This is a genomic window from Sphingomonas sp. 22176 (assembly GCF_052045505.1).
Classification (GTDB): Bacteria; Pseudomonadota; Alphaproteobacteria; order Sphingomonadales; family Sphingomonadaceae; genus Sphingomonas.
Genome location: NZ_JBQEPL010000001.1, coordinates 1026960 through 1050044, shown reverse-complemented (window position 1 = coordinate 1050044; position 23085 = coordinate 1026960). Strand labels below are relative to the sequence as shown.

28 protein-coding genes are annotated in these 23085 nt (G+C 68.1%); 18 read left to right on the top strand and 10 right to left on the bottom strand.

The window, feature by feature from the left end:
* Positions 1-63: 63 nt before the first annotated feature.
* Positions 64-831 carry a Bax inhibitor-1/YccA family protein gene (locus ACTJKY_RS04885; RefSeq protein ID WP_440844565.1) on the bottom strand — a complete coding sequence of 256 codons (768 nt, stop codon included), beginning with the start codon at positions 829-831 and terminating at the stop codon, positions 64-66.
* Between the two features lie 161 nt (positions 832-992).
* Between ACTJKY_RS04885 and thpR the strand changes: the two genes are divergently transcribed.
* On the top strand, positions 993-1529 hold the full coding sequence (gene thpR, locus ACTJKY_RS04880) for an RNA 2',3'-cyclic phosphodiesterase (protein WP_440844563.1): 537 nt from the start codon (positions 993-995) through the stop codon (positions 1527-1529).
* Here the strand turns inward: thpR and ACTJKY_RS04875 are convergent.
* Positions 1511-2068, bottom strand: a complete 558-nt coding sequence (locus ACTJKY_RS04875; protein ID WP_440844562.1) for a TetR/AcrR family transcriptional regulator — start codon at positions 2066-2068, stop codon at positions 1511-1513. The two genes, thpR and ACTJKY_RS04875, sit on opposite strands and share 19 nt — an antisense overlap.
* 56 nt (positions 2069-2124) lie before the next feature.
* On the opposite strand from ACTJKY_RS04875, the gene ACTJKY_RS04870 reads away from it, so the two are divergent.
* Positions 2125-2595, top strand: coding sequence for a monooxygenase family protein (locus ACTJKY_RS04870; RefSeq protein ID WP_440844560.1), 471 nt, complete (start codon positions 2125-2127; stop codon positions 2593-2595).
* 15 nt (positions 2596-2610) lie between these two features.
* Here ACTJKY_RS04870 and ACTJKY_RS04865 read toward each other — a convergent pair whose 3' ends face one another.
* The 3 genes from ACTJKY_RS04865 to ACTJKY_RS04855 all read right to left on the bottom strand — a co-directional run bounded on the left by ACTJKY_RS04865 (position 2611) and on the right by ACTJKY_RS04855 (position 5770).
* Positions 2611-3921, bottom strand: a complete 1311-nt coding sequence (locus ACTJKY_RS04865; protein WP_440844559.1) for a methyl-accepting chemotaxis protein — start codon at positions 3919-3921, stop codon at positions 2611-2613.
* Between the two features lie 236 nt (positions 3922-4157).
* A complete protein-coding gene (locus tag ACTJKY_RS04860; protein ID WP_440844558.1) occupies positions 4158-5276 on the bottom strand; it encodes a zinc-binding dehydrogenase in 1119 nt (372 codons plus the stop codon).
* Positions 5277-5299: 23 nt separating this feature from the next.
* Positions 5300-5770 carry a low molecular weight protein-tyrosine-phosphatase gene (locus ACTJKY_RS04855; protein WP_440844557.1) on the bottom strand — a complete coding sequence of 157 codons (471 nt, stop codon included), beginning with the start codon at positions 5768-5770 and terminating at the stop codon, positions 5300-5302.
* An 81-nt stretch (positions 5771-5851) separates the two neighbouring features.
* Here ACTJKY_RS04855 and ACTJKY_RS04850 point away from each other — a divergent pair, with 81 nt between their 5' ends.
* The gene (locus tag ACTJKY_RS04850) at positions 5852-7420 is read left to right on the top strand and encodes an MFS transporter (protein WP_440844556.1); all 1569 of its coding nucleotides are present in this window, start codon (positions 5852-5854) and stop codon (positions 7418-7420) included.
* A gap of 4 nt (positions 7421-7424) precedes the next feature.
* Here ACTJKY_RS04850 and ACTJKY_RS04845 read toward each other — a convergent pair whose 3' ends face one another.
* Positions 7425-7961, bottom strand: coding sequence for a superoxide dismutase family protein (locus ACTJKY_RS04845; protein ID WP_440844555.1), 537 nt, complete (start codon positions 7959-7961; stop codon positions 7425-7427).
* Positions 7962-8191: 230 nt separating this feature from the next.
* Between ACTJKY_RS04845 and ACTJKY_RS04840 the strand changes: the two genes are divergently transcribed.
* The 4 genes from ACTJKY_RS04840 (at position 8192) to ACTJKY_RS04825 (ending at position 10554) form a co-directional block, all read left to right on the top strand.
* Positions 8192-8881, top strand: a complete 690-nt coding sequence (locus tag ACTJKY_RS04840) for a DUF4893 domain-containing protein (RefSeq protein ID WP_440844554.1) — start codon at positions 8192-8194, stop codon at positions 8879-8881.
* A 199-nt stretch (positions 8882-9080) separates the two neighbouring features.
* The gene (locus ACTJKY_RS04835; RefSeq protein ID WP_440844553.1) at positions 9081-9746 is read left to right on the top strand and encodes an outer membrane protein; all 666 of its coding nucleotides are present in this window, start codon (positions 9081-9083) and stop codon (positions 9744-9746) included.
* Between the two features lie 91 nt (positions 9747-9837).
* Positions 9838-10266, top strand: coding sequence for a globin domain-containing protein (locus tag ACTJKY_RS04830; RefSeq protein ID WP_440844552.1), 429 nt, complete (start codon positions 9838-9840; stop codon positions 10264-10266).
* 60 nt (positions 10267-10326) lie between these two features.
* Entirely contained in the window at positions 10327-10554 is a 228-nt protein-coding gene (locus ACTJKY_RS04825) for a hypothetical protein (protein WP_440844551.1), read from the top strand.
* A 307-nt stretch (positions 10555-10861) separates the two neighbouring features.
* On the opposite strand, the gene ACTJKY_RS04820 is transcribed toward ACTJKY_RS04825, so the two are convergent.
* Together ACTJKY_RS04820 and ACTJKY_RS04815 are read right to left on the bottom strand one after the other, a co-directional pair.
* Positions 10862-11041 carry a hypothetical protein gene (locus tag ACTJKY_RS04820; protein WP_440844550.1) on the bottom strand — a complete coding sequence of 60 codons (180 nt, stop codon included), beginning with the start codon at positions 11039-11041 and terminating at the stop codon, positions 10862-10864.
* On the bottom strand, positions 10978-11526 hold the full coding sequence (locus ACTJKY_RS04815) for a hypothetical protein (RefSeq protein ID WP_440844549.1): 549 nt from the start codon (positions 11524-11526) through the stop codon (positions 10978-10980). The genes ACTJKY_RS04820 and ACTJKY_RS04815 overlap by 64 nt, the downstream gene beginning before the upstream one ends.
* Positions 11527-11764: 238 nt before the next feature.
* Between ACTJKY_RS04815 and ACTJKY_RS04810 the strand changes: the two genes are divergently transcribed.
* Positions 11765-12274, top strand: a complete 510-nt coding sequence (locus ACTJKY_RS04810; protein ID WP_440844548.1) for a DUF2939 domain-containing protein — start codon at positions 11765-11767, stop codon at positions 12272-12274.
* A 157-nt stretch (positions 12275-12431) separates the two neighbouring features.
* On the opposite strand, the gene ACTJKY_RS04805 is transcribed toward ACTJKY_RS04810, so the two are convergent.
* The gene (locus tag ACTJKY_RS04805) at positions 12432-12812 is read right to left on the bottom strand and encodes a lysozyme inhibitor LprI family protein (protein ID WP_440844547.1); all 381 of its coding nucleotides are present in this window, start codon (positions 12810-12812) and stop codon (positions 12432-12434) included.
* 174 nt (positions 12813-12986) lie between these two features.
* On the opposite strand from ACTJKY_RS04805, the gene lnt reads away from it, so the two are divergent.
* From lnt to ACTJKY_RS04770, 7 genes are all read left to right on the top strand, one after another.
* The gene (gene lnt / locus ACTJKY_RS04800; RefSeq protein ID WP_440844546.1) at positions 12987-14546 is read left to right on the top strand and encodes an apolipoprotein N-acyltransferase; all 1560 of its coding nucleotides are present in this window, start codon (positions 12987-12989) and stop codon (positions 14544-14546) included.
* A 73-nt stretch (positions 14547-14619) separates the two neighbouring features.
* Entirely contained in the window at positions 14620-15831 is a 1212-nt protein-coding gene (gene metK / locus ACTJKY_RS04795) for a methionine adenosyltransferase (protein WP_440844545.1), read from the top strand.
* 146 nt (positions 15832-15977) lie between these two features.
* Complete coding sequence (locus tag ACTJKY_RS04790; RefSeq protein WP_440844544.1) at positions 15978-16733, top strand: EAL domain-containing protein; 756 nt, start codon at positions 15978-15980, stop codon at positions 16731-16733.
* A gap of 90 nt (positions 16734-16823) precedes the next feature.
* Positions 16824-17585 (top strand): EAL domain-containing protein, encoded by a 762-nt coding sequence (locus ACTJKY_RS04785; protein WP_440844543.1) that lies wholly within the window; start codon positions 16824-16826, stop codon positions 17583-17585.
* Between the two features lie 157 nt (positions 17586-17742).
* Positions 17743-18483 carry an EAL domain-containing protein gene (locus ACTJKY_RS04780; RefSeq protein ID WP_440844542.1) on the top strand — a complete coding sequence of 247 codons (741 nt, stop codon included), beginning with the start codon at positions 17743-17745 and terminating at the stop codon, positions 18481-18483.
* 49 nt (positions 18484-18532) lie between these two features.
* Positions 18533-19213 carry a tRNA (guanosine(46)-N7)-methyltransferase TrmB gene (trmB, locus tag ACTJKY_RS04775; protein WP_440844541.1) on the top strand — a complete coding sequence of 227 codons (681 nt, stop codon included), beginning with the start codon at positions 18533-18535 and terminating at the stop codon, positions 19211-19213.
* On the top strand, positions 19200-19793 hold the full coding sequence (locus ACTJKY_RS04770) for an NUDIX domain-containing protein (RefSeq protein ID WP_440844540.1): 594 nt from the start codon (positions 19200-19202) through the stop codon (positions 19791-19793). The genes trmB and ACTJKY_RS04770 overlap by 14 nt, the downstream gene beginning before the upstream one ends.
* On the opposite strand, the gene ACTJKY_RS04765 is transcribed toward ACTJKY_RS04770, so the two are convergent.
* Entirely contained in the window at positions 19769-20800 is a 1032-nt protein-coding gene (locus ACTJKY_RS04765; protein WP_440844539.1) for a GNAT family N-acetyltransferase, read from the bottom strand. The two genes, ACTJKY_RS04770 and ACTJKY_RS04765, sit on opposite strands and share 25 nt — an antisense overlap.
* A 205-nt stretch (positions 20801-21005) precedes the next feature.
* Here ACTJKY_RS04765 and ACTJKY_RS04760 point away from each other — a divergent pair, with 205 nt between their 5' ends.
* From ACTJKY_RS04760 to ACTJKY_RS04750, 3 genes are all read left to right on the top strand, one after another.
* The gene (locus ACTJKY_RS04760; RefSeq protein ID WP_440844537.1) at positions 21006-21461 is read left to right on the top strand and encodes a DUF2721 domain-containing protein; all 456 of its coding nucleotides are present in this window, start codon (positions 21006-21008) and stop codon (positions 21459-21461) included.
* A gap of 62 nt (positions 21462-21523) precedes the next feature.
* Positions 21524-22009 carry a 5-(carboxyamino)imidazole ribonucleotide mutase gene (purE, locus tag ACTJKY_RS04755; protein ID WP_440844536.1) on the top strand — a complete coding sequence of 162 codons (486 nt, stop codon included), beginning with the start codon at positions 21524-21526 and terminating at the stop codon, positions 22007-22009.
* The gene (locus ACTJKY_RS04750) at positions 22006-23082 is read left to right on the top strand and encodes a 5-(carboxyamino)imidazole ribonucleotide synthase (RefSeq protein WP_440844535.1); all 1077 of its coding nucleotides are present in this window, start codon (positions 22006-22008) and stop codon (positions 23080-23082) included. Before purE ends, ACTJKY_RS04750 begins: the two co-directional genes overlap by 4 nt.
* The last annotated feature ends 3 nt before the right edge of the window (positions 23083-23085 follow it).

The window sequence follows — 23085 nt, the reverse complement described above, 5'->3', positions numbered from 1 at the left end:
GCAAAACAAAAGGCCCGGCGGATCGCTCCACCGGGCCCCTTTGTCTTCACGTTCCGCGCGGGATCAGTCGCGCGAGCTGCCGAACAGGCGCAGCAGGAACAGGAACATGTTGATGAAGTCGAGATAGAGGTTCAGCGCCCCCATGATCGCGACCTTGCCCTGCTCGCGGGTGCCCGCGACATAGGCGTAGATGCTCTTGATCTTCTGCGTGTCATAGGCGGTCAGGCCGGCGAAGATCAGCACGCCGATGGCGCTGATCACCAGGCTCATCATGCCCGACTGCAGGAAGAGATTGACGATCGACGCGACGATCAGACCCACAAGACCGATGATCAGGAAGGTGCCGAAGCCCGACAGATCCTTCTTGGTGGTGTAGCCATAAAGGCTCAGCGCGCCGAAACCGGCGGCGGTGCCGAAGAACACCTGGGCGATCGACATGTCGGTATAGGTGACAAAGATCGTCGAGATCGACGCGCCCAGCAGGCCGGCATAGGCGAAGAACAGCGCCTTGAGCGTGCCTTCGGACATGCGGTTCTGACCGAAGCTCATCGCGAAGACGATGGCCAGCGGCGAGATCATCACCACCCAGCCGAGCAGCGTCGGCTGCAGCGACAGGCCGCGGGCGGTTTCCACCACCTGGAACAGCAGCGCCTGCAGCGAGGCGACCTTGCCGAACGCCAGCGCGACGATGCCGGTCAGCAGCACGCCGGACAGCATGTAGTTGTAGACCGACAGCATGTACGACCGGAGCCCCGCGTCATGCGCCGCGGCGCGTGCACTCGCGGTCGCGAAGGGCGACTCGCTCGTGCGGGGATCGGACCAGTTAGCCATTCGAAAAACTCCTTTGACCGGCGCAATGCCGGATGGCTCGAATATCGGCTTCGCCACAGGGGTTTTCAAGCAAAACCGGGCGCAGCAACGTTTCGATACACAAGCGGCGACGACTTTGCGTGCGCTTTGAACAAACTAGCCGGTCCGCTAGAACGCACGGGATGCATCGTCTGTTCGTCGGTTTCCGCCCGCCCTCCGCGATTCGCGCACAGTTGCTCGGCCTTGCCGGCGGCGTGCCGGGCGCGCGCTGGCAGAGCGACGAACAGCTCCACTGCACCCTGCGCTATATCGGCGAAGTCGAGCGGCCGATGGCGGAAGACGTCGCGCTCGCGCTGGGTACCGTCCGCTTCGCGCCGTTCGAGTTGGCGATCGACGGCGTCGGCGAGTTCGACTCGCGCGGGCGGCCCAATGCGCTCTGGTCAGGGCTGCGGCCGCACGAGGCGGTGACCCAGCTCCATCACAAGATCGACCAGGCGCTGGTGCGCGCCGGCCTGGCGCCCGAGCGCCGCGCCTATCTGCCGCACATCACCCTCGCCCGGATGAACGCACAGGCAGGCGCCAACGAACGTTTCTTGGAGGCGCATGCCGGGCTCGCCAGTGCGCCGTTCCTGGTCGACAGCTTCCTCCTCTACGAAAGCCATCTCGGACGCGAGGGCGCGAGCTACGAAGCGATCGAGCGCTATCCGCTGCGCGCCTGAGCGCCCGCGACGCCGTCCGCCACCAGCGCCATCGCCGCGGCGACCACCCCGTCCTCGGCCGGCACCTTGCCGTCGAGCGCCAGCGTCGACAGGCCGTGCACCACGCCCCAGGCGGCGAGCGTCGCCGGGCCAGGATCGCCGCCCGCAAGGCTGGCGACCCGCCGCGACAGGATCGCGAAGGCCTCGCCATAGTCTTTGGGGGCGACGGTGCAGCCGGGATTGCCGCCGAACATCAGCCGGAACATCGCCGGATGCGCCTGGGCGAAGCGGAAATAGGCGATGCCTTGCGCGATCAGCGCCGCCTTGGCCGGTTCCGCCCGATCCGCTTCCGCCAGCACCGCTGCAAGTGCGGCGAACCCCGCCTCCGCCACCGCGCCGAGCAGCGCCGCCTTGTCGGCAAAATGCCGATAGGGCGCCATCGCCGATACGCCGGTCGCCTTGGCCAGCGCACGCAGCGTCACCCCGGCCTCGCCTTGTTCGTCCAACAGCGCCGTTGCGGCGTCGATCAGCCGCGCGCGCAGTCCGTCTGCAATTTCCATCTTGTTTACACCGTAAACCGAGCTTATCGTGTACATTGTAAACAAGGAGACTCGCCATGCAAGCCAACACGCTCCGCGAGACCGTGGATCTCGCTGCCTATCCGGAACTGATTGTCGTAATCCTGGGGTTCAAGCTGCGCCGCTGGCGTGCGCTCCCCGCGATGATGCGGATCGGCCGCGGACTCGCCGAGATCAAGAAGAACCCGCCCGACGGCCTGCTCGCCGAGGACGGGATGCTGTTCGGCTGGAATCATGTCGGCTTCCGCCAATATTGGCGCGACCTGCCGAGCCTGGAGGCCTTCACCCGCAGCGCGCCGCACAGCGTGTGGTGGCGCGATTTCCTAAAGGACCCGCAAGGGGCCGGCTTCTGGCACGAAGCCTATAGCGCCCGCGGCATCGAGGCGGTGTACGTCAACCTGCCCGGCCAGCGGCTCGGCCTCGGCATGTTCGCGCCGATCGCCAAGCCCGTGGGTACGCTGCTGTCGACCCGCCAGCGCCTCCACGCCCATGCGGGCATGGAGGGCTGAGCCGGGCGGGCGTCGTCAGAACGACGCCCAGTCGCCGTTCGCCATGGCGGGGGCAGGCGCCGGTGCGGCACGGCCGCCCGTGCCGCCGCGCTTCGACAGGTTCGGGCGCTGCAGCGGCAGGCTCATCCGCGGATTGTGCCCTTCGCCGACATTGAAAGTCTGGGCCGAACGCTTCAGCGCCTCCACCTCGCGGCTCAGGCTGCGGGCGGCGGCGGAGGTTTCCTCGACCATCGCCGCATTCTGCTGGGTCGCCTGATCCATTACCGTGATCGCGGTGCTGATCTCGCCGATCGACGAGGCCTGGGCCTGGTTGGCGGTCGCCATGCTGCCGAGCAGGCCATGGACTTCGCGGACATCGGTGGCGATCGCGGCAAAGGCATCGTCGACGCGCTGGACCATGCCCACCGCGGCGGTGACGTCGGCCTGGGTGGTGGTCAACTGGTCGCGGGCGCGGCCGGCTTCCTCTTCGGCGCGCATCGCGAGGGCCGAGACGAGATCGGCGACGACCGCGAAGCCGCGCCCGGCTTCACCGGCGCGCCCCGCTTCCACAGCGGCGTTCATTGCCAGAACCCGCGTCTGGAAGGCGATCTTGTCGAGACCCTCGATCACGTCGTCGATGCCCTTGGCGCTTTCCGACACCCGGCTCATTGCCGACACGGCCTCGTCGGCGACGTCGCGGCCCGCCTGGACCGAGGCAATCGCGCCGTCCGCGCGTGCCACGGTCTGGGTGGCGCTGCCGGCGGTGCTGCGCAGCCGCTGGTCCATCTCGCCGATCGACTGGACGGTTTCCTGCAGGCTCGATGCCGCGCTCTCGGTGCGGCGCGACAGGTCCTCGGACGCGACCGCGATCTGGGCAGAGCCGGTGCTGATCGTCTCGGCCGACGTCGCAACCGAGCGCACCAGTTCGCGCAGCGCGGCGAGCGCCTCGTTGAAATTGGTCTTGAGCACCGCGTTGGTGCCGGGGAAATCGGCCGTCACATCGGCGGTCAGGTCGCCCTTGGCGAGCCGCTCGAGCGACTGGCCCAGCACCCGCACCACTTCGGCCTGCTGCTCGGCAGCTTCACGCTGCGCAACGGCAGCATCGCGGAAGATGAGCATGCCGCGCGAGATGCGGCCGACGCAATCCTCATAGTCGGTGTAGGCGATCGGCGCGGCGAGGTTGCCGGCGGCCAGACCCTCCATCCGCACCACCGTCGCGACATAGGGATCGGCGATCACGCGGGCGAACATGCGGGTGAGCATGAAGCCGGTGGCGATCACCACCACGTTGAGCCCGAGCATCACCCAGTGCGGCAGCACCAGGTTGAGCACAGCAAGAACTACCATGATCCCGATCATCGAACCGAAGGCGACCTTCAGCTTCTCCCGAATGGGCGCCTTAACTTCCAACCAATGCAGCATTTCCGTCCCTCACGATCGGGTGGCGGCTGTTCTCCGCCGGTCCCGCGTTGAGCCCACCCAGGTGCATTGTAGAGGACAGGAGGTTGGGGAAGTTCATTCCGACATGCGTTGGACACAATTTGTCGGAAATGCCCAACTCAAAATGGGACGGGGCGCCCCACTCACCCCCGTCCAGGATCGATCAGGAACTTCTCGCCCGTCGCCTTGCGCTCATAGGCGCGCAGCACGTCCGGATGCAGCGCTTCGGCCAGCCCGATGGTGCGGGTGTAGCGGCTGGCGAAGGTGGTGGTCAGCTCAGCGAGGATGCGCTGCCGCATCGCGCCCAGCGTCTCCATGCCTGCCCGGCGCAGGAACGGCGTCAGCAGCCAGCCCGAGACGCTCCACTGGAAGCCGAAGGCCAGCCGGTTGAGCGTGGTCGGCGCCATGTCGAGCGCGCCGTAGATATAGAGCTGCTTGAACTGTTCAGATCCATAACGGCTATATTCGGTCATCTTGCGCACCGCCGCGGCTTCCATCGCCTGGAGGATGTCGCTGCCCAGCGTGCCGCCGCCGATCGCGTCGAACGCCACCGTCGCGCCGGTCTCCGCAACCGCATCGGTCAGCTTGGCGCGGAAATCCTCGTCGCGGCTGTTCACCACATGGGTCGCGCCGATGTCGCGCAGGATCGCCGCCTGCTCCTCGGAGCGGACGATGTTGACCAGCGGCACCCCGTCGGCGAGGCAGATCTTCTGCAGCATCTGCCCCAGGTTGGAGGCGGCGGCGGTGTGGACGATCGCGCTATGCCCGTCGCGCCGCATTGTCTCGACGAAGCCGAGCGCGGTGAGCGGATTGACGAAGATCGCCGCACCATCCGCCGCAGCGGTGCCCTCGGGCAGTTCGACGACGTCGCGGGCCTTGAGCACGCGGTAATCGGCGAACATCGCGCCGCCCACCGCCGATACCCGCTTGCCCATCAGCTGGGCGGCGGCCTCCGCCCCCGCGGCGACCACCGTACCGGCGCCTTCATTGCCCACCGGCAGCGACTGGCCGAGCCGCGCCTTCATGCTGCCCAATCGACCCTTCGGCACCTCGAACACCAGCGCCTCGCCGTCCTGCTGCAGCGTATCGACCTGCGCCGGTCCGAGCAGCAGCCCCAGGTCGCTGGGATTGATCGGCGCCGCCTCGATGCGGACGATCACTTCGTCCGCGGCAGGCGCGTCATAGGTCACCTGCTCCAGCGACAGGCGCAGCGTGCCGTCTTCGCTCAGCGTCGAGCGAAGTTCGCGTCCGGTGAATGCCATGGGTTCCATCTCCTTCGGATTGTTCAACGCGTTTGTACGAGCTCTTCTACCAGCCGGTCGGCCGCGGCGCGCACCTCGTCCCAGGTGCGGTCGAAGCCTTCCGGCCCGCCATAATAGGGATCGTCGACGGCGCGCCCTTCCCAGCCGGGCACCGCATCGAGCAGCAGCCGCAGCCGGGCACGACCGCCCTTCGGCGCGATCCGGCGCAGGTCCGCAAGATTCTGCGGATCGAGCGCGAGGATATGGTCGAACCGGTCGAAATCCTCTCGCGTCACCTGGCGCGCGCGCTGGCCGGTAATGTCGATGCCATGCTTGGCCGCGACTGCAATCGAGCGGCGATCCGGCTGCTCGCCGGCATGCCAGCCGCCGGTCCCCGCCGAATCGGCGACGACCGCCACGCCGGCCTCTTCCGCCGCCGCGCGGAACGCCGCCTCGGCCAGCGGCGAGCGGCAGATATTGCCCAAGCAGACGAACAGGAATGCCGGTTCGGCCATCGCGAAAATCATCCTTTCGTAAAACGGGTACGCTCTGCTAGCCTGACTGGCAACGGCACGCACAACGCCGAAGGAGAGGATATGGCCAGCATGCCCCCAACGCCCGACGGGGCGAAGGCGACCCCCTATGCGTGGTATGTGCTGTCGCTGCTGCTGCTCGTCTATATCCTCAACTTCGTCGATCGCCAGATCGTCGCCATCCTCGCCGACGATATCAAGCGCGACCTCGGACTGCGCGACCAGGATATCGGCTTTCTGTACGGCACCGCCTTCGGGGTGTTCTACGCACTGTTCGGCATCCCGCTGGGCCGGCTGGCGGACAATTGGCACCGCGTGCGGCTGATGACCCTCGGGCTCGCGCTCTGGTCGAGCATGACCGCGCTTTCGGGCTTTGCGCGTACCGGGCTGGTGCTGGGGATGGCGCGGATGGGCGTGGGCATCGGCGAGGCGACCGCGGGGCCCGCCGCCTATTCGCTGATCTCCGACTGGTTTCCCAAAAGGCTGCGCGCCACCGCGCTCGCGCTCTATTCCTCGGGCGTCTATCTCGGCGGCGGGCTGTCGCTGTTCCTCGGCGCGCTGATCGTCCAGCGCTGGAACCAGGCCTATCCGGGCGGCGGTCCGCTGGGGCTGGCCGGGTGGCAGGCGGCGTTCCTCGCGGTCGGGGTGCCCGGACTGCTCGTCGCCGCCTGGATAGTCACCCTGCGCGAGCCGCCGCGCGGACTCTCCGAGGGCATGGCGACCCCGCCCCACCCTGCCCCGTTCCGCGCCTTTTTCGAAGAACTGCTGACGATCCTGCCGCCCTTCACGCTGATCGGCGCGGCGCGGCAGGGACTAGCGGCACTGGCGCGCAACCTGGCCGTCCTCGCGCTGGTCGCCGGGCTGGTCGCGCTGCTCGTGCATCTTGGCGAGCCGCCCGCACAGTGGATCGCAGTTGGGATCGGCGTCTATGCCGTGGTCAGTTGGGCGACCGCGATCAAGCGGCGCGACCCGCCCACCTATGCGCTGATCGTCGGCACCCCGGCCTTTCTGTGCGTGGTGCTGGCTTATGGTCTCAACACCTTCCTCGCCTATGCGATGGCCGGGTTCGCGCCGAGCTTCATCCGCCGCGCTTTCGACATCCCGCCCGAGCAGCTGGGGTCGCTCGGCTTCTGGGTCGGTGCGCCGGTCGCGCTGGCGGGATTCCTCGGCGTGACGATCGCGGGGCGGATCTCCGACGCCCTGCGCGCCCGCAGCCCGGTGGGGCGCATGCATGTGCTGCTCTTCGCCTGCCTCGCACCGATCGCGCCGCTCGTCCTGCTGTTCACCGCGCGCGACCTCACCACCGCCTATGTGATGCTGCCGCTCGCGCAGTTCCTGATCTGCGGCGGCCTGGGCGCGGCTGCGGCGACCACGCAGGATCTGGTGCTGCCCCGGATGCGCGGCACCGCGACCGCCGCCTTCTTCATCGGCACGACGCTGATCGGCCTCGCGCTCGGGCCCTATTGCGCCGGGCGGATCGCGACGCTGACCGGCGACCTCGCGACCGGCGTGCTGGCGCTGCTCGCCAGCGTGCCCCTCGCCCTCGCGGCGATCGGGGCAAGCTACCGGCTGCTGCCGGCGGCGGAGGCGAGCAAGCTTGCCCGCGCCCGCGCCGCCGGCGAGGCGGTGTAACGGCTTATACCGTCTGGAACACGCCGCAGGCGATACGGCCGCCGCTGTTGCCGGCAGGGTCGGTCTTGTAATCGTCCTCGCCGGCATGGACGACCAGCGCCGCGCCGTCTTGGTCCATCAGCTGGTCGAAGCTGCCACCCGCCAGCGTGAAGCTGAGATGGCCATGGCCCTTCTCGTCCACCTTCATGTTGGGCATGTCGCCGGCATGGGGGCCCATCGGGTTCTCCTTGCCATGCTTGGTGGCGCCCGGGTTCCAGTGCCCGCCGGCGCTGGCGAAATCGGGGGGCGTGCAGACGCCGGTAGTGTGGACGTGCACGCCGTGCGGCCCGGGCGAGATGCCGTTCACGTCGACCAGCACGCGAATCGATCCCTCCACCTGCTCGGCCACTGCGGTGCCCACCACCTTGCCGCTGGCGTCGTGCAGTTCCGCCTGCGCGCGGAAATGGCCGGCCATATAGCGTTCATTCTGCTGCGTGGTCGCGCAGCCGCCCAGCAGCATGCCGATCGCCGCGGCACTCGCGCCGATTCCCCAAGCCTTCATGTTCAATCTCCCGGCCATGTCCTTGGTCCAGCTAATGGCCCTTCTTGCCCGCAGTTCCAAGAGCCGCGGCGGCCAGTCCGGGCCATCCGCCGGCAGGATACGGCGGATGGCTTCGGTTCACCGCACCAGACCGCACGCCCACCGCAGCTTTTACTTTTCGTTAACCTTCGTTTACGACTTTGCTTTGTGGGACTGTCGCGGCAATGCGCCTCCCAATGGTTCACGGAGCCATGAAGATTCACAGGGGACGTATCATGCACCGGCTCGCCTTTGCGATGCTCGCTCTGCCCATGCTCGCCGGCTGTCAGGCAAGCACGGCCAAAACGGACCTTCGCCCGATCACGGTCGTCGAGATGCCGCCGCCCCCGCCGCTGTGGCGTACCCGCATCGCCCAGGCCGATATGCCGCGGCTCGAAAGCCTGCCGGCAAGCTGGCGCCAGCTGTACGAGAATGTCCGCCCGCCGGTGCGCAAGCTGCAGGGCGCGGTGCTCGATCCCAATGCCGGCCAGCCGCACCCGGCGCTGCCGCCCGGCTCCTATCGCTGCCGCACGCTGCACCTGAAGCCCGGGCCCGCCGGCCGCGCCCTGGTGCAGCCGAGCCCAGCCGGCTTCTGCTACATCTCCGCCTCGAACGAGACGAAGGACGATGCCCCGCTCGGCCTCGCCAAGCAGACCGGCACGGATATCGTCGCCGGCTATGTGTTCCCGGACGGCAAGCGCTACGTGTTCCTCGGCGCGCGCCAGGCCAAGCCCGGCGCAAACGATATCGGCTATGGCAATCCCGGCGCCCGCGACGTGGTGGGCATGGTCGAGCGGTTCGGCACCTTCCGCTGGCGGCTGGCGGTGCCCGGCGCGTTGCCAGGCAGCGTCGACGTCTATGAGCTGACCCCGGTGCCGGCGGACGTTCAGCCCAAGGGCTGAGCGCGCTCAAAATCGAAACGTTTGTTCATCGGAGCGACAGAAACCGTTGCCGCAGTGCAACACTTTCGCGCCAATGCTTTGCGGCGATGCAACCTTGCCGCTGGCCCGGGCATTGTGCGCCCATCTCCGGCCGTACCGCCTGTTGCAGCGGATCAGCGCCGGGAGATGTGTGTTTCACCAGCGTAGAGGTTATCCCCCCATGCGTAAGATCATCGCCGTCGCGGCAGCTGCTGCCGCGCTTCCCTTCGCCGTCCCCGCCTTCGCGCAGGACACCACCACCGGTTCCGGCACGATGGCGACGACCACCGCCGACACCAGCGGCACCATGACCACCACGGCCGCGCAGGAAGAGACGCCGCGCTCGCCGGATGGCTCCAAGGCTTTCGGCATCGAGCCCTATTTCGGCGTGCTCGGCGGCTGGGAGCGTTTCGATCGCCAGCCCAACGCCGGCATCCCGATCCCGCCGAACAAGTATCGCCTCGACGGCGCGCTGGTGCAGGGCGTCGCCGGTGTGAACGTGCCGCTCGGCCCGGTGTTCGTCGGCGTCGAAGGTAACGTCGCCAAGGGTGTCAGCGGCGACATCGATTGGGAATATGGCGCCGCCGGCCGCTTCGGTCTGCGCGCTGGCGACAGCGGCCTGATCTACGGCAAGGTTGGCTATCAGTGGGTCAATTTCGACAAGATCGCCAACACCAACCGTGACTATCACGCGATGACCTATGGCGTCGGCGTCGAAGTCGGCCCGAAGGACATCGGCCTGGGCGGCATCACCGGCCGCAGCGGCCTGCGTCTGCGCCTCGAGATGAACACGTTCAGCGATGCGAAGAGCTTCCGCCCGATGGCGGGTGTGATCGCGCACTTCTGATGCCGTATGCCGCCCTCCCCTCCGCGGGGAGGGCGGCCCATCGTTGATTCCCGTCAAGCCGCGTCCGCCCTTTTCGGCTAAGGCGCGTCTCATGTCCGAATCGTCCCTGCCCTTCGACCGCGTCGGCGGCGAAGAGACCGTCCGCGCCATCGTCGACCGCTTCTACGATCTGGTCGAGCAGGACCCCGCCTATGCGGCGCTCCACGCGATGCACCAGCCGGACCTCACCGCACTCCGCCATTCGCTCACCCGTTTCCTGGCCGCCTGGCTCGGCGGCCCGCGCGACTGGTTCGAGGCGCGCCCGGGCATGTGCATCATGGGCTTCCACCGCCAGCTCGCCGTCACCGCGCAGACCGCGGCGCAATGGGCGCACGCGATGGACCGTGCGATCGCCGCCGATCCCGGGATCGAGCCCGAAACCGCCCGCCAGATGAGCGAAGCGCTCCACCGCATGTGCCGCGCCATGGCAGTGCAGGCGCGCACCGCCGCCGAGGCCGCAGCAGCCGCGCCCGCGGGTTGATCCGGTTCGGAGCAGGTCTCCGCCGCAATCCCACATCGATGCGATACAAGGGGCCGCGTGATGAACGCGCGGATCACCCCCGTCGATACGCCGCTGGAAGTCGCCTGTGAACTTTGCGGCTGCCTGGGGGTGACGCGTGAGGCGTGGGCGGAATGGAGCGTGGCGGAGCAGGCTTGGGTGCTCAGCCATCTGTTCGATTTCGCCTTCTGCCACCACTGCCATCGGCCGACGCGGCCGGTCGAACGACCGGCGGGCGAGAAGGGCCCGGCGGCAGCAGGAGCGGTTTGAAACGGGCGGCGCGGGTTAACCCCCTCTCGTGCTACCCGCAGCGCGCAAGCGCGGGGGACGGGTCTGCCGGGGGTTGTGCCCCGGCAGGCCCGCAACTCTGTGGGTGGGGGCAATCGGCGTAGGAGGAGGTCTCGGCGAGCGCGACGCCAAGGCCACCGCTTCCGCCGAAACAGGGCGCTTATGCCAGAGATGGGCGCCGGGTCGCGCAGAATACGCCCTGCGGCGAACTTCGGGGCCGATCAGATCGCGGTGCACATGGAGCGGCTATTTGGCTTCCTGAGCATGCAGTGTTCGCCAGCGCTGTCGCTCACAAGCGGCACGGCTTTCCTATCTCGAGATCGCCTTTGGTCTCTTCCAGCGTTTGCGCCCAGCCGATCAGCGCGCGTTCGTGGTTCGCCGCCGCTTCGTTCACCATGGGGAGGATCACCGTGCGGCCCTCCGAACATGCGGCCTGACTGCCATAGAGTTGCGGCAAGCCCTTGTGCACCCGGACGCGATCGACGGCCAGGGCATAATCCTTGGCATGACATCCCCCGACTTCACCAGGACCGCCATCTTGCCAAGGGCATATTCGCGGAAGGCATCTTGCGGGGAGTGCTGGGCAATCAACCACGCGCCGTGGGTGACCTGCCGTACGTGAACGCTGTTCGAAAACCAACCAGAAGCCGGAAGCAGGCGTTTCAATGCTTCCGTATTCTGCTGATCGATGCGGAGCAGATCGCGACCGATGACGTCCTCGACGATGCGCCTCTGCTCGGTATCGAGTGCGGGTCCGTCCATCGGCCAGAGGTTCTGCCGGGTCACTTCGTCCATGCGGATGAGGTGAAGCATCTTCTCTCTCAAGGGCGCGGCGGGCCCCGGCGCCAGGCTTTCAACCTCCTTCACGGCGCTGCACCACCGCTCGAGCACGCCCGCCACTTTTGCATCCGGCGACATGCAGGAGGCAGCCAAAAACAGTGCCGATGCAATCATCTTTACCTTCTGAAACCAGTCGCCCGGGCGGAGGCTATTTCAGCTTTGCGGCTCCAAATCGGACGGGCGGCAATCCGCTCGATTTCGGCGCCCCGAGAGCGGACATCTGCGTCCAATACCAAGTTTGCGATTGCATTGTTCGTGCTCGCCAGAACATGGTCGGCGGCGCTCGGGTCGCCCGGCGAGGTTGAACGGGAGCGGAATGCGAAAGCGCTGGGTCTGGGCCGCCGCGGCGGTCTTGCTGTTGTTCGTTGGGGCCTATGTCGCTTCGCCCTTTTGGGCGGCGAGGCAACTGCGCGTCGCGGCCGCCACCGGCGATACCGACAGTTTGGAAAAGCTGGTCGACTTCCCTGCGGTGAGAGACAGTCTCCGGTCGCAGCTGGCGGTCATTCTCACGAAGAGGATGCGCGACGATCCCGACCTGAAGGGCAATCCGTTTGCGGGAATCGGCATGATGCTGATGCCGGTCGTGATCAACAAAATGGTCGATGGCTTCGTTACGCCAGATGCTATCGCGACCATGGTGTCCCAAGGCCACGTCGCGAAGGCAGGCGGGCCGGCAGAGGGCACCCCCCGGGTCACCTACGACTATGGCTATAGAGCGCTGAACCGGTTCGATGTGAGAATGAAGAGCGGTGAAGCGGCAGATGGGCGCACCGTCACCTTTGCGTTCGACAGGCGCGGTCTATTTACGTGGCGCCTGGTCCGCATCCAGATGCCGCCTGAATTACTGAGACCGGCGCGGTAGGCCCGTCACCCTATCGCCGGCGCAGCAAAGGTGGCGCGGACACGACTTTTTGTCGCGCACAAGCCTGCAAACCGCGCGAGCCCCTTGGTAGGGCGCGAAGTACCGCTTGCCATCCGGAAGCGAGCGGTTCGCCGCGCCCAATCTCCAGCAGCAACCCTTAGAAGCGGATCATCCGCTCCAGTTCGTTGGCGCGAGTCGCCGTCTTGGTGACCAGGCAGGTGTTGTCGATCGTCTCCTGGTCGACCTTGCACGCATAGTCGCGGGCCTTCAGCCAGGAGCGCTGCTCGGTGCGGAGGGCGAGGCGCTTGTCGGGCGTCTTGGCCAGCTGGCGCATGACCTCCTGATAGGCCTTGTTCAGGCGCGCGTCCTGCGCCCCCATTTCGGTCTGCGCGCAGATGCCCTGCTGCACGGTGTTGCGCCCCGCGCGCGCCTGACACGCCGTATAGCGCTCGGACAGACCGGCAGGCCCGACCTGCGCATGCGCCGAGGCACCCGCCAGAACCAGAACGCACGTCGTCACGATGATCTTCAGCTTCATTGCCGGTGCCCCTCTGTCAAATCGCCGCGATATGTAGCGGGGATCCTTGGATCTTGTCCACGGACCTGTGCGCTCCCGAAGCCGGTGGGATCGCTGCGAAAGCGCGAACGCCAGCGCCCCACCCCGCGCAACGCCCCTCCCCCTCGCCCCGCGCATCGTGTAGGCCCGCCGGCGATGTTTCGCCGTCCGCTGCTCGCTTCGCTCCTTCTCGGCATCGCCTCCGCCACCGGCTTCGCGCCGCTGGAGTGGTGGCCCCTCGCCCTGCTCTGCTTCGCCGGGCTGTTCGCGCTGGTCTACGCCGCACGCACGCTGCGCTCGGCGCTGCTCCGCGGCTGGCTGTTCGGACTCGGCCATTTCACGCTGGGCGACAACTGGATCCAGCACGCTTTCGACTTCCAGGACAAGATGCCGCCCGCGCTCGGCTATGCCGCGGTGGTGCTGCTGGCGCTGTATCTCGCCGTCTATCCGGCGCTGGCGATGGGCGCCGCCTGGGCCTTTGCGCGCAAGGTGCAGCCCCGCTCGGGCTGGATTGAGCCGGACCTGGGCTATGTCTTGGCCGGCGCCACCGCCTGGATCGTCACCGAATGGCTGCGCGGCACGCTGTTCACCGGCTATCCGTGGAACCCGCTGGGCGTGCTCTGGGTGCCGGTGCCCGGCGTGCGCAACCTCGCGACGCTGATCGGCACCTATGCGCTCTCCGGCGTGACAATCGCGGTCGCCGGCAGCCTCTATCTCGCCTTCCAACGCCAATATCGCCCACTGATCGTCGCGGCGGTGGCACTGCTCGCGCTCAATCTCGCCTGGTCGGATCGCTGCGACCGGATCCGCTGCATCAGCACCGCGAGCGGCAAGGAAGTGGTGATCGTCCAGCCGAATATCGGCCAGGACGCGGTCAGCCGCCCCGATTACGCCGAGTTCCTCCTCAACCGGATGATTGCGCTCAGCGGCAAGCCCGGCGCGCTGCCGCGGCTGGTCGTCTGGCCCGAGGGCATGGTCGATTACTTCGTCGAGGACGGCTATCCGGTGCAATGGTATCGGCAGGACCCGCGCATGGTCCGCGCCCGCATCGGCGCGGTGCTGGGCCCCTGGGACCAGGCGCTGATCGGCGGCAACGCGCTGGAATTCGGGCGCGACAACCAGCTGCAGGGCGCCGGCAATTCGGTCTGGGCGCTGGGCCCCGACGGCATGCTCGGCGGCCGCTACGACAAGGCGCATCTGGTGCCGTACGGCGAATATCTGCCGATGCGCCCGCTGCTCGCGCCGCTCGGCCTTGCCCGGCTGGTGATGGGCGATGTCGACTTCCTGCCCGGCCCCGGCCCGCGCGCGATTGCCGTGCCCGGCTTCGGCAATGCCGGCATCCAGATCTGCTACGAGATCATCTTCTCCGGCCACGTGGTCGACCGGGCGCACCGGCCCGACTTCCTGTTCAATCCCTCGAACGACGCCTGGTTCGGCAGCTGGGGCCCGCCGCAGCATCTCGCCCAGGCCAGGCTGCGCGCGATCGAGGAAGGCCTGCCGATCCTCCGCTCCACCCCCACCGGCATCTCCGCGCTGATCGACGGCCATGGCCGGCTGCTCGGCACGATCCCGCCGAACCAGGCCGGCGCGATCCGCCTGCCGCTGCCGCGCCCGCTGCCGCCGACGCTGTTCTCACAGCTCGGCAACTGGATGGTGCTGATCATCGCGGCACTTACGGGGTTGTTCGCGATTGCCAATCGGCGCTTCGCCCGCTAGGGAGCACATATAAGGAAAGCTTTATATGGGCATGGCAACGGCCCGGCGATCCTTCCCAACCTGAGGAATTTACATGCGTTCCAATTATCTCTTCACGTCCGAGTCCGTGTCCGAGGGCCATCCCGACAAGGTCGCCGACCAGATTTCCGACTCGATCGTCGACCTGTTCCTGTCGAAGGATCCCGAAGCGCGTATCGCTTGCGAGACGCTGACCACCACCCAGCTCGTGGTTCTTGCCGGCGAAATCCGCTGCAAGGGCGTGTACGAGGACGGTGCCTGGGCCCCGGGCGCGCAGGAAGAGATCGAGAAGACCGTCCGCGAGACGGTGAAGCGCATCGGCTATGAGCAGTCGGGCTTCCACTGGCAGACCTTCCGCTTCGAGAACAACCTGCACGGCCAGTCGGCGCACATCGCGCAGGGCGTGGACGCGAGCGGCAACAAGGACGAAGGCGCCGGCGACCAGGGCATCATGTTCGGTTTCGCCTGCGACGAGACCCCGGACCTGATGCCGGCGACGCTCTACTACAGCCACAAGATCCTCGAGCGCATGGCCGCCGATCGCCATTCGGGCGCAGCGCCGTTCCTCGAGCCCGACGCGAAGAGCCAGGTCACGCTGCGCTTCGAGAACGGCAAGCCGGTTGCAGCCACCGCCATCGTCGTCTCGACCCAGCACGCGCCGGGCTATGACGCGGGCGAGAAGGAAGCCGAGCTCCACGCCTATGTGAAGAAGGTCGTTGCCGACCTGCTTCCGGCCGAGCTGCTGTCGGACGCGACCGAGTACCACATCAACCCGACCGGCTCGTTCGAAATCGGCGGCCCGGACGGTGACGCCGGCCTGACCGGCCGCAAGATCATCGTCGACACCTACGGCGGCGCCAGCCCGCACGGCGGCGGCGCGTTCAGCGGCAAGGACCCGACCAAGGTCGATCGTTCGGCGGCGTATATCACCCGCTATCTGGCGAAGAACATCGTCGCCGCCGGCCTCGCCGCGCGCTGCACGATCCAGCTCGCCTACGCCATCGGCGTGTCGAAGCCGCTGTCGCTCTATGTCGACACCCACGGCACCGGCACCGTCGGCGACGACAAGATCGAGCAGGCCATCCAGGGCATCGAGAAGCTGGGAGGCCTCACCCCGCGCGGCATCCGTACCCACCTGGGCCTCAACAAGCCGATCTACCAGCCGACCGCTGCGTACGGCCACTTCGGCCGCAAGCCCGAGGGTGACTTCTTCCCCTGGGAGCGCACCGACCTCGTCGAGGACCTGAAGGCAGCACTCGCCGCCTGATCGGTTTCTGATCCGAACATGAAAAGAGCCCCGCCGGCACCCGCCGCGCGGGGCTTTTTCATGTCCGCCCGCCCGCTTGTTTCGGCTGCGGCCTATAAGGCCTTGTGGGCCCGTCATGGTTAACACGGGCAGCGGAGGGAGTAGGAATGGTTCTCGACACGGAGGACTGGCAGGCCGCACCGGCACCGGGCCTGTATCTCGCATTTCGACCGGTACATGATGTCATCACGGCCCGCGTCTTCGCCTATGAGGCGGTGCTGCGCGGCCCCGACGGCGCGGAGGGCGACGAGATCCTCGCCCAGATTCCGCCCGACCGCCATGCCGAGCTCGACCGCCGCGTCGCCGCCGGCGCGGTCGTAAAGGCAATGGAAATGGGCCTCGGCACCACCACCGCGCGCCTGCTGATCCCGATCCACGCGCCGAGTGCTGCGCCGGCCCAGGCCGCGCTCGCGGCCGCCACCCAGGCTGGCCAGCGAACAGGCCTGATCCCCGAGCGGATGATCTTCGGCATCCACGGTTTCGCCGACGTGCCCGGCCAGCAGCTCGCAGACCTGGTCGACGGCCACACCCGCGCGGGCGCGCTCACCGCGTTTCTCGGCCTGGGACATGATCCGATCGGCTTCAGCCCCTGCGTGCGCTACCGCCCGGCGATGGTGCGGCTCGATCCCGATCTGGTGAACGGCATCGACGCCAGCTGGTCGCGCCGGCTGATGCTGGAGGAGCTGGCACCGCGCCTGCGCGAACACGGCATCCGCGTGATCGCCGACGGCGTCCGCCACGAGGGCGTGCTGCGCCGGCTACGCAGCTTCGGCATTTTCCACCTCCAGGGTGATCTGGTCGCGCCGCCGATGTCCGGCATGCTGCCGCCCACCCGCATCGAGCGCCCCGCCGAGGCGGCCTGATATGGTGTTAGCCCGAGCGTCACCATCAACGCTCGGGTAATCACTTCCGCCTACCATTCGAGACAAGGGGATCCAGCTTGGAGATGCCCCATGCTCGGCCAAATCACCCCCGCGCCCCTTCAGGAAGCGCTTCGCCGGGACTGGTTCGCGATGGCGTTCCAGCCGGTCGTGAACACCTCCACCCTGATCGTCACCGCCTACGAGGCGACGTTCCGCGGCCCGGAGGGCGAAGATCCCGCCGTCTTTGTCGAGACGCTGGCCGAGGACAAGCGCCCCACCTTCGATCTTCGCTGCCGCGTCGCCGCGATCGAACAGGCGATGGAACTCGGCATCACCGATCGCCACACCCGCCTCGCGATCAAGGTGATGCCCCGCTACATCACCGATCCGACGGCCGATGCCGATCGCATGCTGCGCATCGTCCGCCGCCTGGGCTTTCCGGCGCGCGAGCTGGTGTTCGAGTTCAGCGACCGCGATCGTCTCGAAAGCGACGAGATGCTCGGGCTGATGAAAGCCTATCGCAAGCTCGGCTTCCTGATCGCCTTCGACGATTTCGGTGCGGGCGACATGGGGCTGGACCTGCTCTCCGCCTTCACCCCCGATACGCTCAAGCTCGCGCCCGAACTGGTGCACAGCCTGTGCAGCAGCTGGGCGAAGCGAATCGTCGTCGAGCGCGTGGCGGAGATCGCCAAGAAGGGTCGCATCCGGCTGATTGCTGAAGGGGTCTCGACTCGCGCCGAGCATGATCGGCTGCGGTCGCTGGAGGTGACGCTGATGCAGGGCGACCTGATCGCACCAGCCCAGGTGGGGGCGCTGCCTGCCCCTGCATTGCGGCTAAACGCGGCGGCATGAGGGACGAATCGCGGAATCGTTTGCAGCCGCCGAAAGCAAGCACCGTAGATTCCCCAACCGGTTGATTCCGCTGCGGCGACGCACGGAATGGGAGGGTTGGGCGCTATTCGGTACCCAGGGTTCAGGTTCACAAGAATCGCGTTGAGGAGCACGACCCATGGCAACCACGATGGATCTTCGGATCGACCTGCAGCCGATCACGGCCCAAGGCAGCACCGAGCCCTTCGCCTGGCATGCCGGCATCCAGGCACGCGCCCAGGCCTTCCACACCGTCGATGCAATCCTGCTGCGCGAAGACCGCGCCGAACTGGAAGGCCTCCGCCTCGATCGCGCACTCGCCGCCGCCGCCGCCGCCGGGCTGGCCGATGCCGGCACGCTGCTGGCGGTGCCGGTCCAGGTCCGCGCCGGTTCGCCCGATCGGCTGCTCGGCCACCTGTTCCGCGCCGCGCTGCGCCACCGCTTCCCGCTCGACCAGATCGTCGTCGAGATCAGCGCCGACGAATCGACCGATCGCGATGCCGCCGCCGCGATGATCCACGCCTGCACCGATCGCGGCATGATGATCGGCCTGAGCGACTTCGCCGCCGGCCCGCTGGCACTGGGCCTGCTCGCCCATTGCTCGCCGCGGCTGATCCGCCTCGCGCCCGCGCTGGTCCACCATCTCGAGGCCGCCCCGGCCCGCGCCCGGCTGGTCGAAGGCGTGCTGCGCCTCGCCCGCGGCATGGGCGTCACCGTGATCGCGCCGGTCCCAACCGAGGAAGCCGAGCAGCGCGCCGCCGCCGCCGCCGGGCTCCGCCACTTCCAGGGCACGCCGAACACCGCGCCGCGCGTCCGCCGCTACACCCGCCCGGTCCGCCGCTGGGGTGCCCCGGTCGCCGTCACCCGCCTCGCCGCCTGAACCGCCCGGATTTGCCAGCACGCGGCGGCGCGACTATGCGCTGCGCCCCATGCCAGATCCCGTCACGCTCCGTCGTCTCTACGGCCGCCGCCAAGGCCACAAGCTCCGCCAGGGCCAGTCCGCGCTGGTCGAGGAATTGCTGCCGCAGGTGAGCGTGCCCGATGCCGGCCCGCTCGATGCGCAGACCCTGTTCGGCGACGACCGCCCGCTCGAATTCGAGATTGGCTTCGGCGGCGGCGAGCATCTCGCCGGCCAGGCGACGATGCGCCCGGACCATGGGTTTATCGGCTGCGAACCCTTCCTCAACGGCGTGGTCGGCGCGCTCAACCATATCCGCGACGGCGAGCTCGCCAATGTCCGCCTGCACATGGGCGATGCGCTGGAAGTGATGGAGCGGCTGCCCGACGCCAGCCTTAGCCGCGTCTACCTGCTGCACCCCGATCCCTGGCCCAAGGCGCGCCATGCCAAGCGCCGCATGGTCAACCATGGCCCGCTCGACCTGATCGCCGCCAAGCTCAAGCCCGGCAGCGAGTTCCGCCTCGGCACGGACGATCCCACCTATTGCCGCTGGGCGATGATGGTGCTGGGCCAGCGGAAGGACTTCGTGTTGCAGGCGCAGACCGCGCAGGATTTCCTCACCCGCCCCGCCGACTGGCCCGAGACCCGCTACGAGCGCAAGGCGCGCCGCCAGGGGCATGAGGTGTGGTATTTCCGCTATGTCCGGGTCTGAGCCCGGGCACCGCATCGAACGCGTCGAGACGGTCTATCAGGGCTGGGGCCGGCTGCTGCTGGCGACGCTGCGCACCCCGGACGGCAGTGTCATCACCCGCCAGATCGAGGACCATGGCGATGCCGTCGCCGTGCTCCCCTATGATGCCGCGCGCGGCACGGTGCTGCTGGTCCGCCAGTCGCGCCCTCCGCTGATTTTCCGGGGCGAGCCCGAGTCGGTCTACGAGGCGCTCGCCGGGCGGATCGATCCGGGCGAGGACGCCGACACCACCGCCCGCCGCGAGGCGATGGAGGAGTGCGGCGTCACGCTCGGCACGATCGATCTGGTCGGCCATTTCTTCGCGATGCCGGCGGTCTCCACCGAGCGGCTCAGCCTCTATCTCGCGCCCTACAGCCTAGCCGATCGCACCAGCGCGGGCGGCGGGCTGGCGCATGACCATGAGGATATCGAGGTGATCGAGATGCGCCTCGACGATCTCTGGGCGAAGGGCATGGGCGCGCTCGCCGACATGAAGACCGCGATCCTCGTCCTCGCGCTGCGCGAGCGGCTCGCCGCTCAGGCCTGGCCGCCCGCCGCCTGACCGCTGCGCCGCCACGCTCCCCGCAGCAACCGGGCGGCGAGCGCGGCGAGCCCCGGGCGCACGAAGATCCAGTCGTGGATCGCCGGGCCCTTTGTCGCCCCCATGGTCTGCTTGTAGCCACTGTCGCCCGCGCCCCAGTCGACCAGCGTCACCCCGTGCGCGCGGGCACGCAGCAAATTGCGATACTGAAGCAGCTTGCCCGGCGAATGTTTCGCCACCGCCGGATCATAGCTGTTGGCAATGGCATAGCAGCGCGCACCGGTGATCAGGTCGAAGGAGAAGGCCATCGACCGCCCATCGATCCGCAGCATCGCGGCGGAGAGCATGTCGGCAAGCACCGGGTCCCGCAGCGCGGCCGCCCAGAACGCGCCATGCCCGTCGGCGGTGAACTTGGCGTCGCGCCCATCGGTGCGCGCCGCGATCCAACTGCGGCGTTCGATAACGGCTAGCGCGTCCACATCGGGCGCGTCCCATTCCCAGGCGAGCGTGCCCGTCGCCGCGAGGTGCTTTTCCAGCTGCCGGTTCTTGCGCAGCGTCGAGCCGCGCGGCCAGTCTTCGGATGCGATCTCCAGCAGGAAGCTGTCAGCCACCTGCCGGTCGAGCAGCGTCCAGCCGGCCGCCAGCGCGCGGGGCTTCAGCCAGTCGAGCGCGGGATCGCCGTCATAGACCGGCCCGATCCGCAGCGCCCGCACCTGCCGCGCCAGCGCACCGAGCAGCGCATCCGCCGCCGCCGGGCGCGCGGCTTCCGCAACCGGGAAGCTGCGAAACGGCCAGTAGCAGCCGGGAATCTCCGCCAGCCCCAACCAGCGCGGCCCCTTGGCGACCAGAGGCAGCGCCGCCACCGGGACGCCGGCAGCGTCCACCACCAGCGTCCGCGCCGCGCCGCCATAGGCGTGCACCGCCGCGGCGTACCACCCGCGCCGGAGGAAGCGGTGGCTTTCCGGGGCCTGCGCTGCAACCGCGTCCAGCGCCTGCGAGAGGCCTGCCGCGACGGAGGCGAAAACCACCTCCCCACCCCGCTCGTCATCCCCGCGAAGGCGGGGATCGGCGTCTTCTCCGCCCGTCCTGGCAAATGGATCCCCGCCTTCGCGGGGATGACGGTGGAGAGCGGGGACCGGCGGGGCCATTCGAGCGTCTTACTCGCCCACCCGTTACCATCCCGTGCAGCCCATGCTTGCGCGCGGCGCACCACCCCTTGCATAAGGAGCATGCATGGAAGGCCCCTATCTCTCCACCGTTTCGGAAACGATCCAGGCTGCGATCGCGCCGGTGTTCCTGCTCGCCGGCATCGGCGCGTTCCTCAACACCATGGTCGGCCGGCTCGCGCGCATCGTCGACCGCGCGCGGATCATCGAGGAGCTGCACCCGCGCTCCAGCGGCCCCGAGCATGACCGCCATGTCTGGGAACTGCGGATCATCGATCGCCGCATCTCGGTGATCAACAATGCGATCTTCCTGTGCACCGCCAGCGCGCTCGCGATCTGCTTCGTCGTTGCGATCATGTTTATCTCGCGCCTGGCCAACCTGCATGTCGGCATCTGGATCGCCGTCGCCTTCATCGTCTCGATGCTGCTGCTGATCGCGGGGCTGCTCTATTTCCTCGTCGAGGTGCGGATGTCGCTCAAGGCGATCCATGTCCGCCAGGAACTGCTCGAACTTGATTCCTAGGCCATTGCCCTGAGGCGCCCGCCTGACTAACACCCCGCTTCCATTCCACGGTCGGGCAGGCAATGGCGCACGCACCTCTTATCGGCATCATCATGGGCAGCACCTCCGATTGGGAGACGATGCGCCACGCGGCCGACATCCTCGACGAACTAGGCGTGCCGCATGAGACCAAGGTGGTCTCCGCGCATCGCACCCCGCAGCGGCTCTATGACTATGCCACCAGCGCCGCCGATCGCGGGCTGAAGGTGATCATCGCCGGGGCCGGCGGCGCGGCGCACCTGCCCGGCATGGCAGCGGCGATGACGCATTTGCCGGTGCTGGGCGTGCCGGTGGAATCCAAGACGATGAAGGGGCTCGATAGCCTCTATTCGATCGTCCAGATGCCCGGCGGCATCCCCGTGGGCACGCTGGCGATCGGCAAGGCGGGCGCCAAGAACGCCGCGTTGCTCGCCGCCGCGATCCTCGCCACGGCGGACGCAGCGCTCACCGAGAAGCTGATCGCCTGGCGCACCGCCCAGACCGATAGCGTCGCGGAGGAACCGGCATGAGCGACATCCTTCCCCCCGGCTCCACCATCGGCATCCTCGGCGGCGGCCAGCTCGGCCGGATGATCGCGGTTGCGGCCGCCAATCTCGGCTACCGCACCCATGTCCTCGCCCCCGACGAGGAGAGCATCGCCGCGCAGACCGCCTCCAGCTTCACCCGCGCCGATTATCACAGCCATATCGTGCTCGACGAACTGGCGAGCCACGCCGATGTGATCACCTACGAGTTCGAGAATGTCGCGCTCGCGCCCGTAGCGCATCTCGCGAGCAAGGTGCCGGTGCGCCCCGGCGCCAAGAGCCTGGAGATCGCGCAGGACCGCGCCAACGAGAAGTCGTTCGTGGCCGAGCTCGGCGGCCGCACCGCGCCCTGGGCGCTGGTCACTACCCGCGACGAACTGCACGCCGCGATCGCCCGGATCGGCGCGCCGTCGATCCTGAAGACGCTGCGGCTCGGCTATGACGGCAAGGGCCAGATGCGCCTGCACGACGCCTCGGAAGCGGACGCCGCCTGGGCGGCGATCGGCGAGCGCCCGGCGATCCTTGAAGGCTTCGTCACCTTCAGCCACGAATTCTCGATCATCACCGTGCGCGGGCTGGACGGCACGCTGGCCAGCTATCCGCCGCCCTGGAACGAGCACAAGGACGGCATCCTCGCCCGCTCCACCCTGCCCGCTCCCGCCGCAATCGCCCGCCACTGGACCGAGGCGGCGGCGCTCTCCGGCCGCGTCGCCGAGGCGCTGGGCCATGTCGGCGTGCTGACCTGCGAGTTCTTCGCGACCGACGAGGGCCCGGTGTTCAACGAAATGGCGCCGCGCGTCCACAATAGCGGTCACTGGACCATCGAGGGCGCCGAGACCTCGCAGTTCGAGAACCATGTCCGCGCGATCTGCGGCCTGCCGCTCGGCTCGACCGCGCTCACGGGCACGCATGTGGAAATGGAGAACCTGATCGGCGACGAGGCGGACCGGTGGCCCGAACTGCTCGCCGAGCCGGGCACCCATCTCCACCTCTACGGCAAGGGCCAGGCCCGGCCGGGGCGCAAGATGGGGCATGTCACGCGGGTGAAGCGGGGCTGAGCC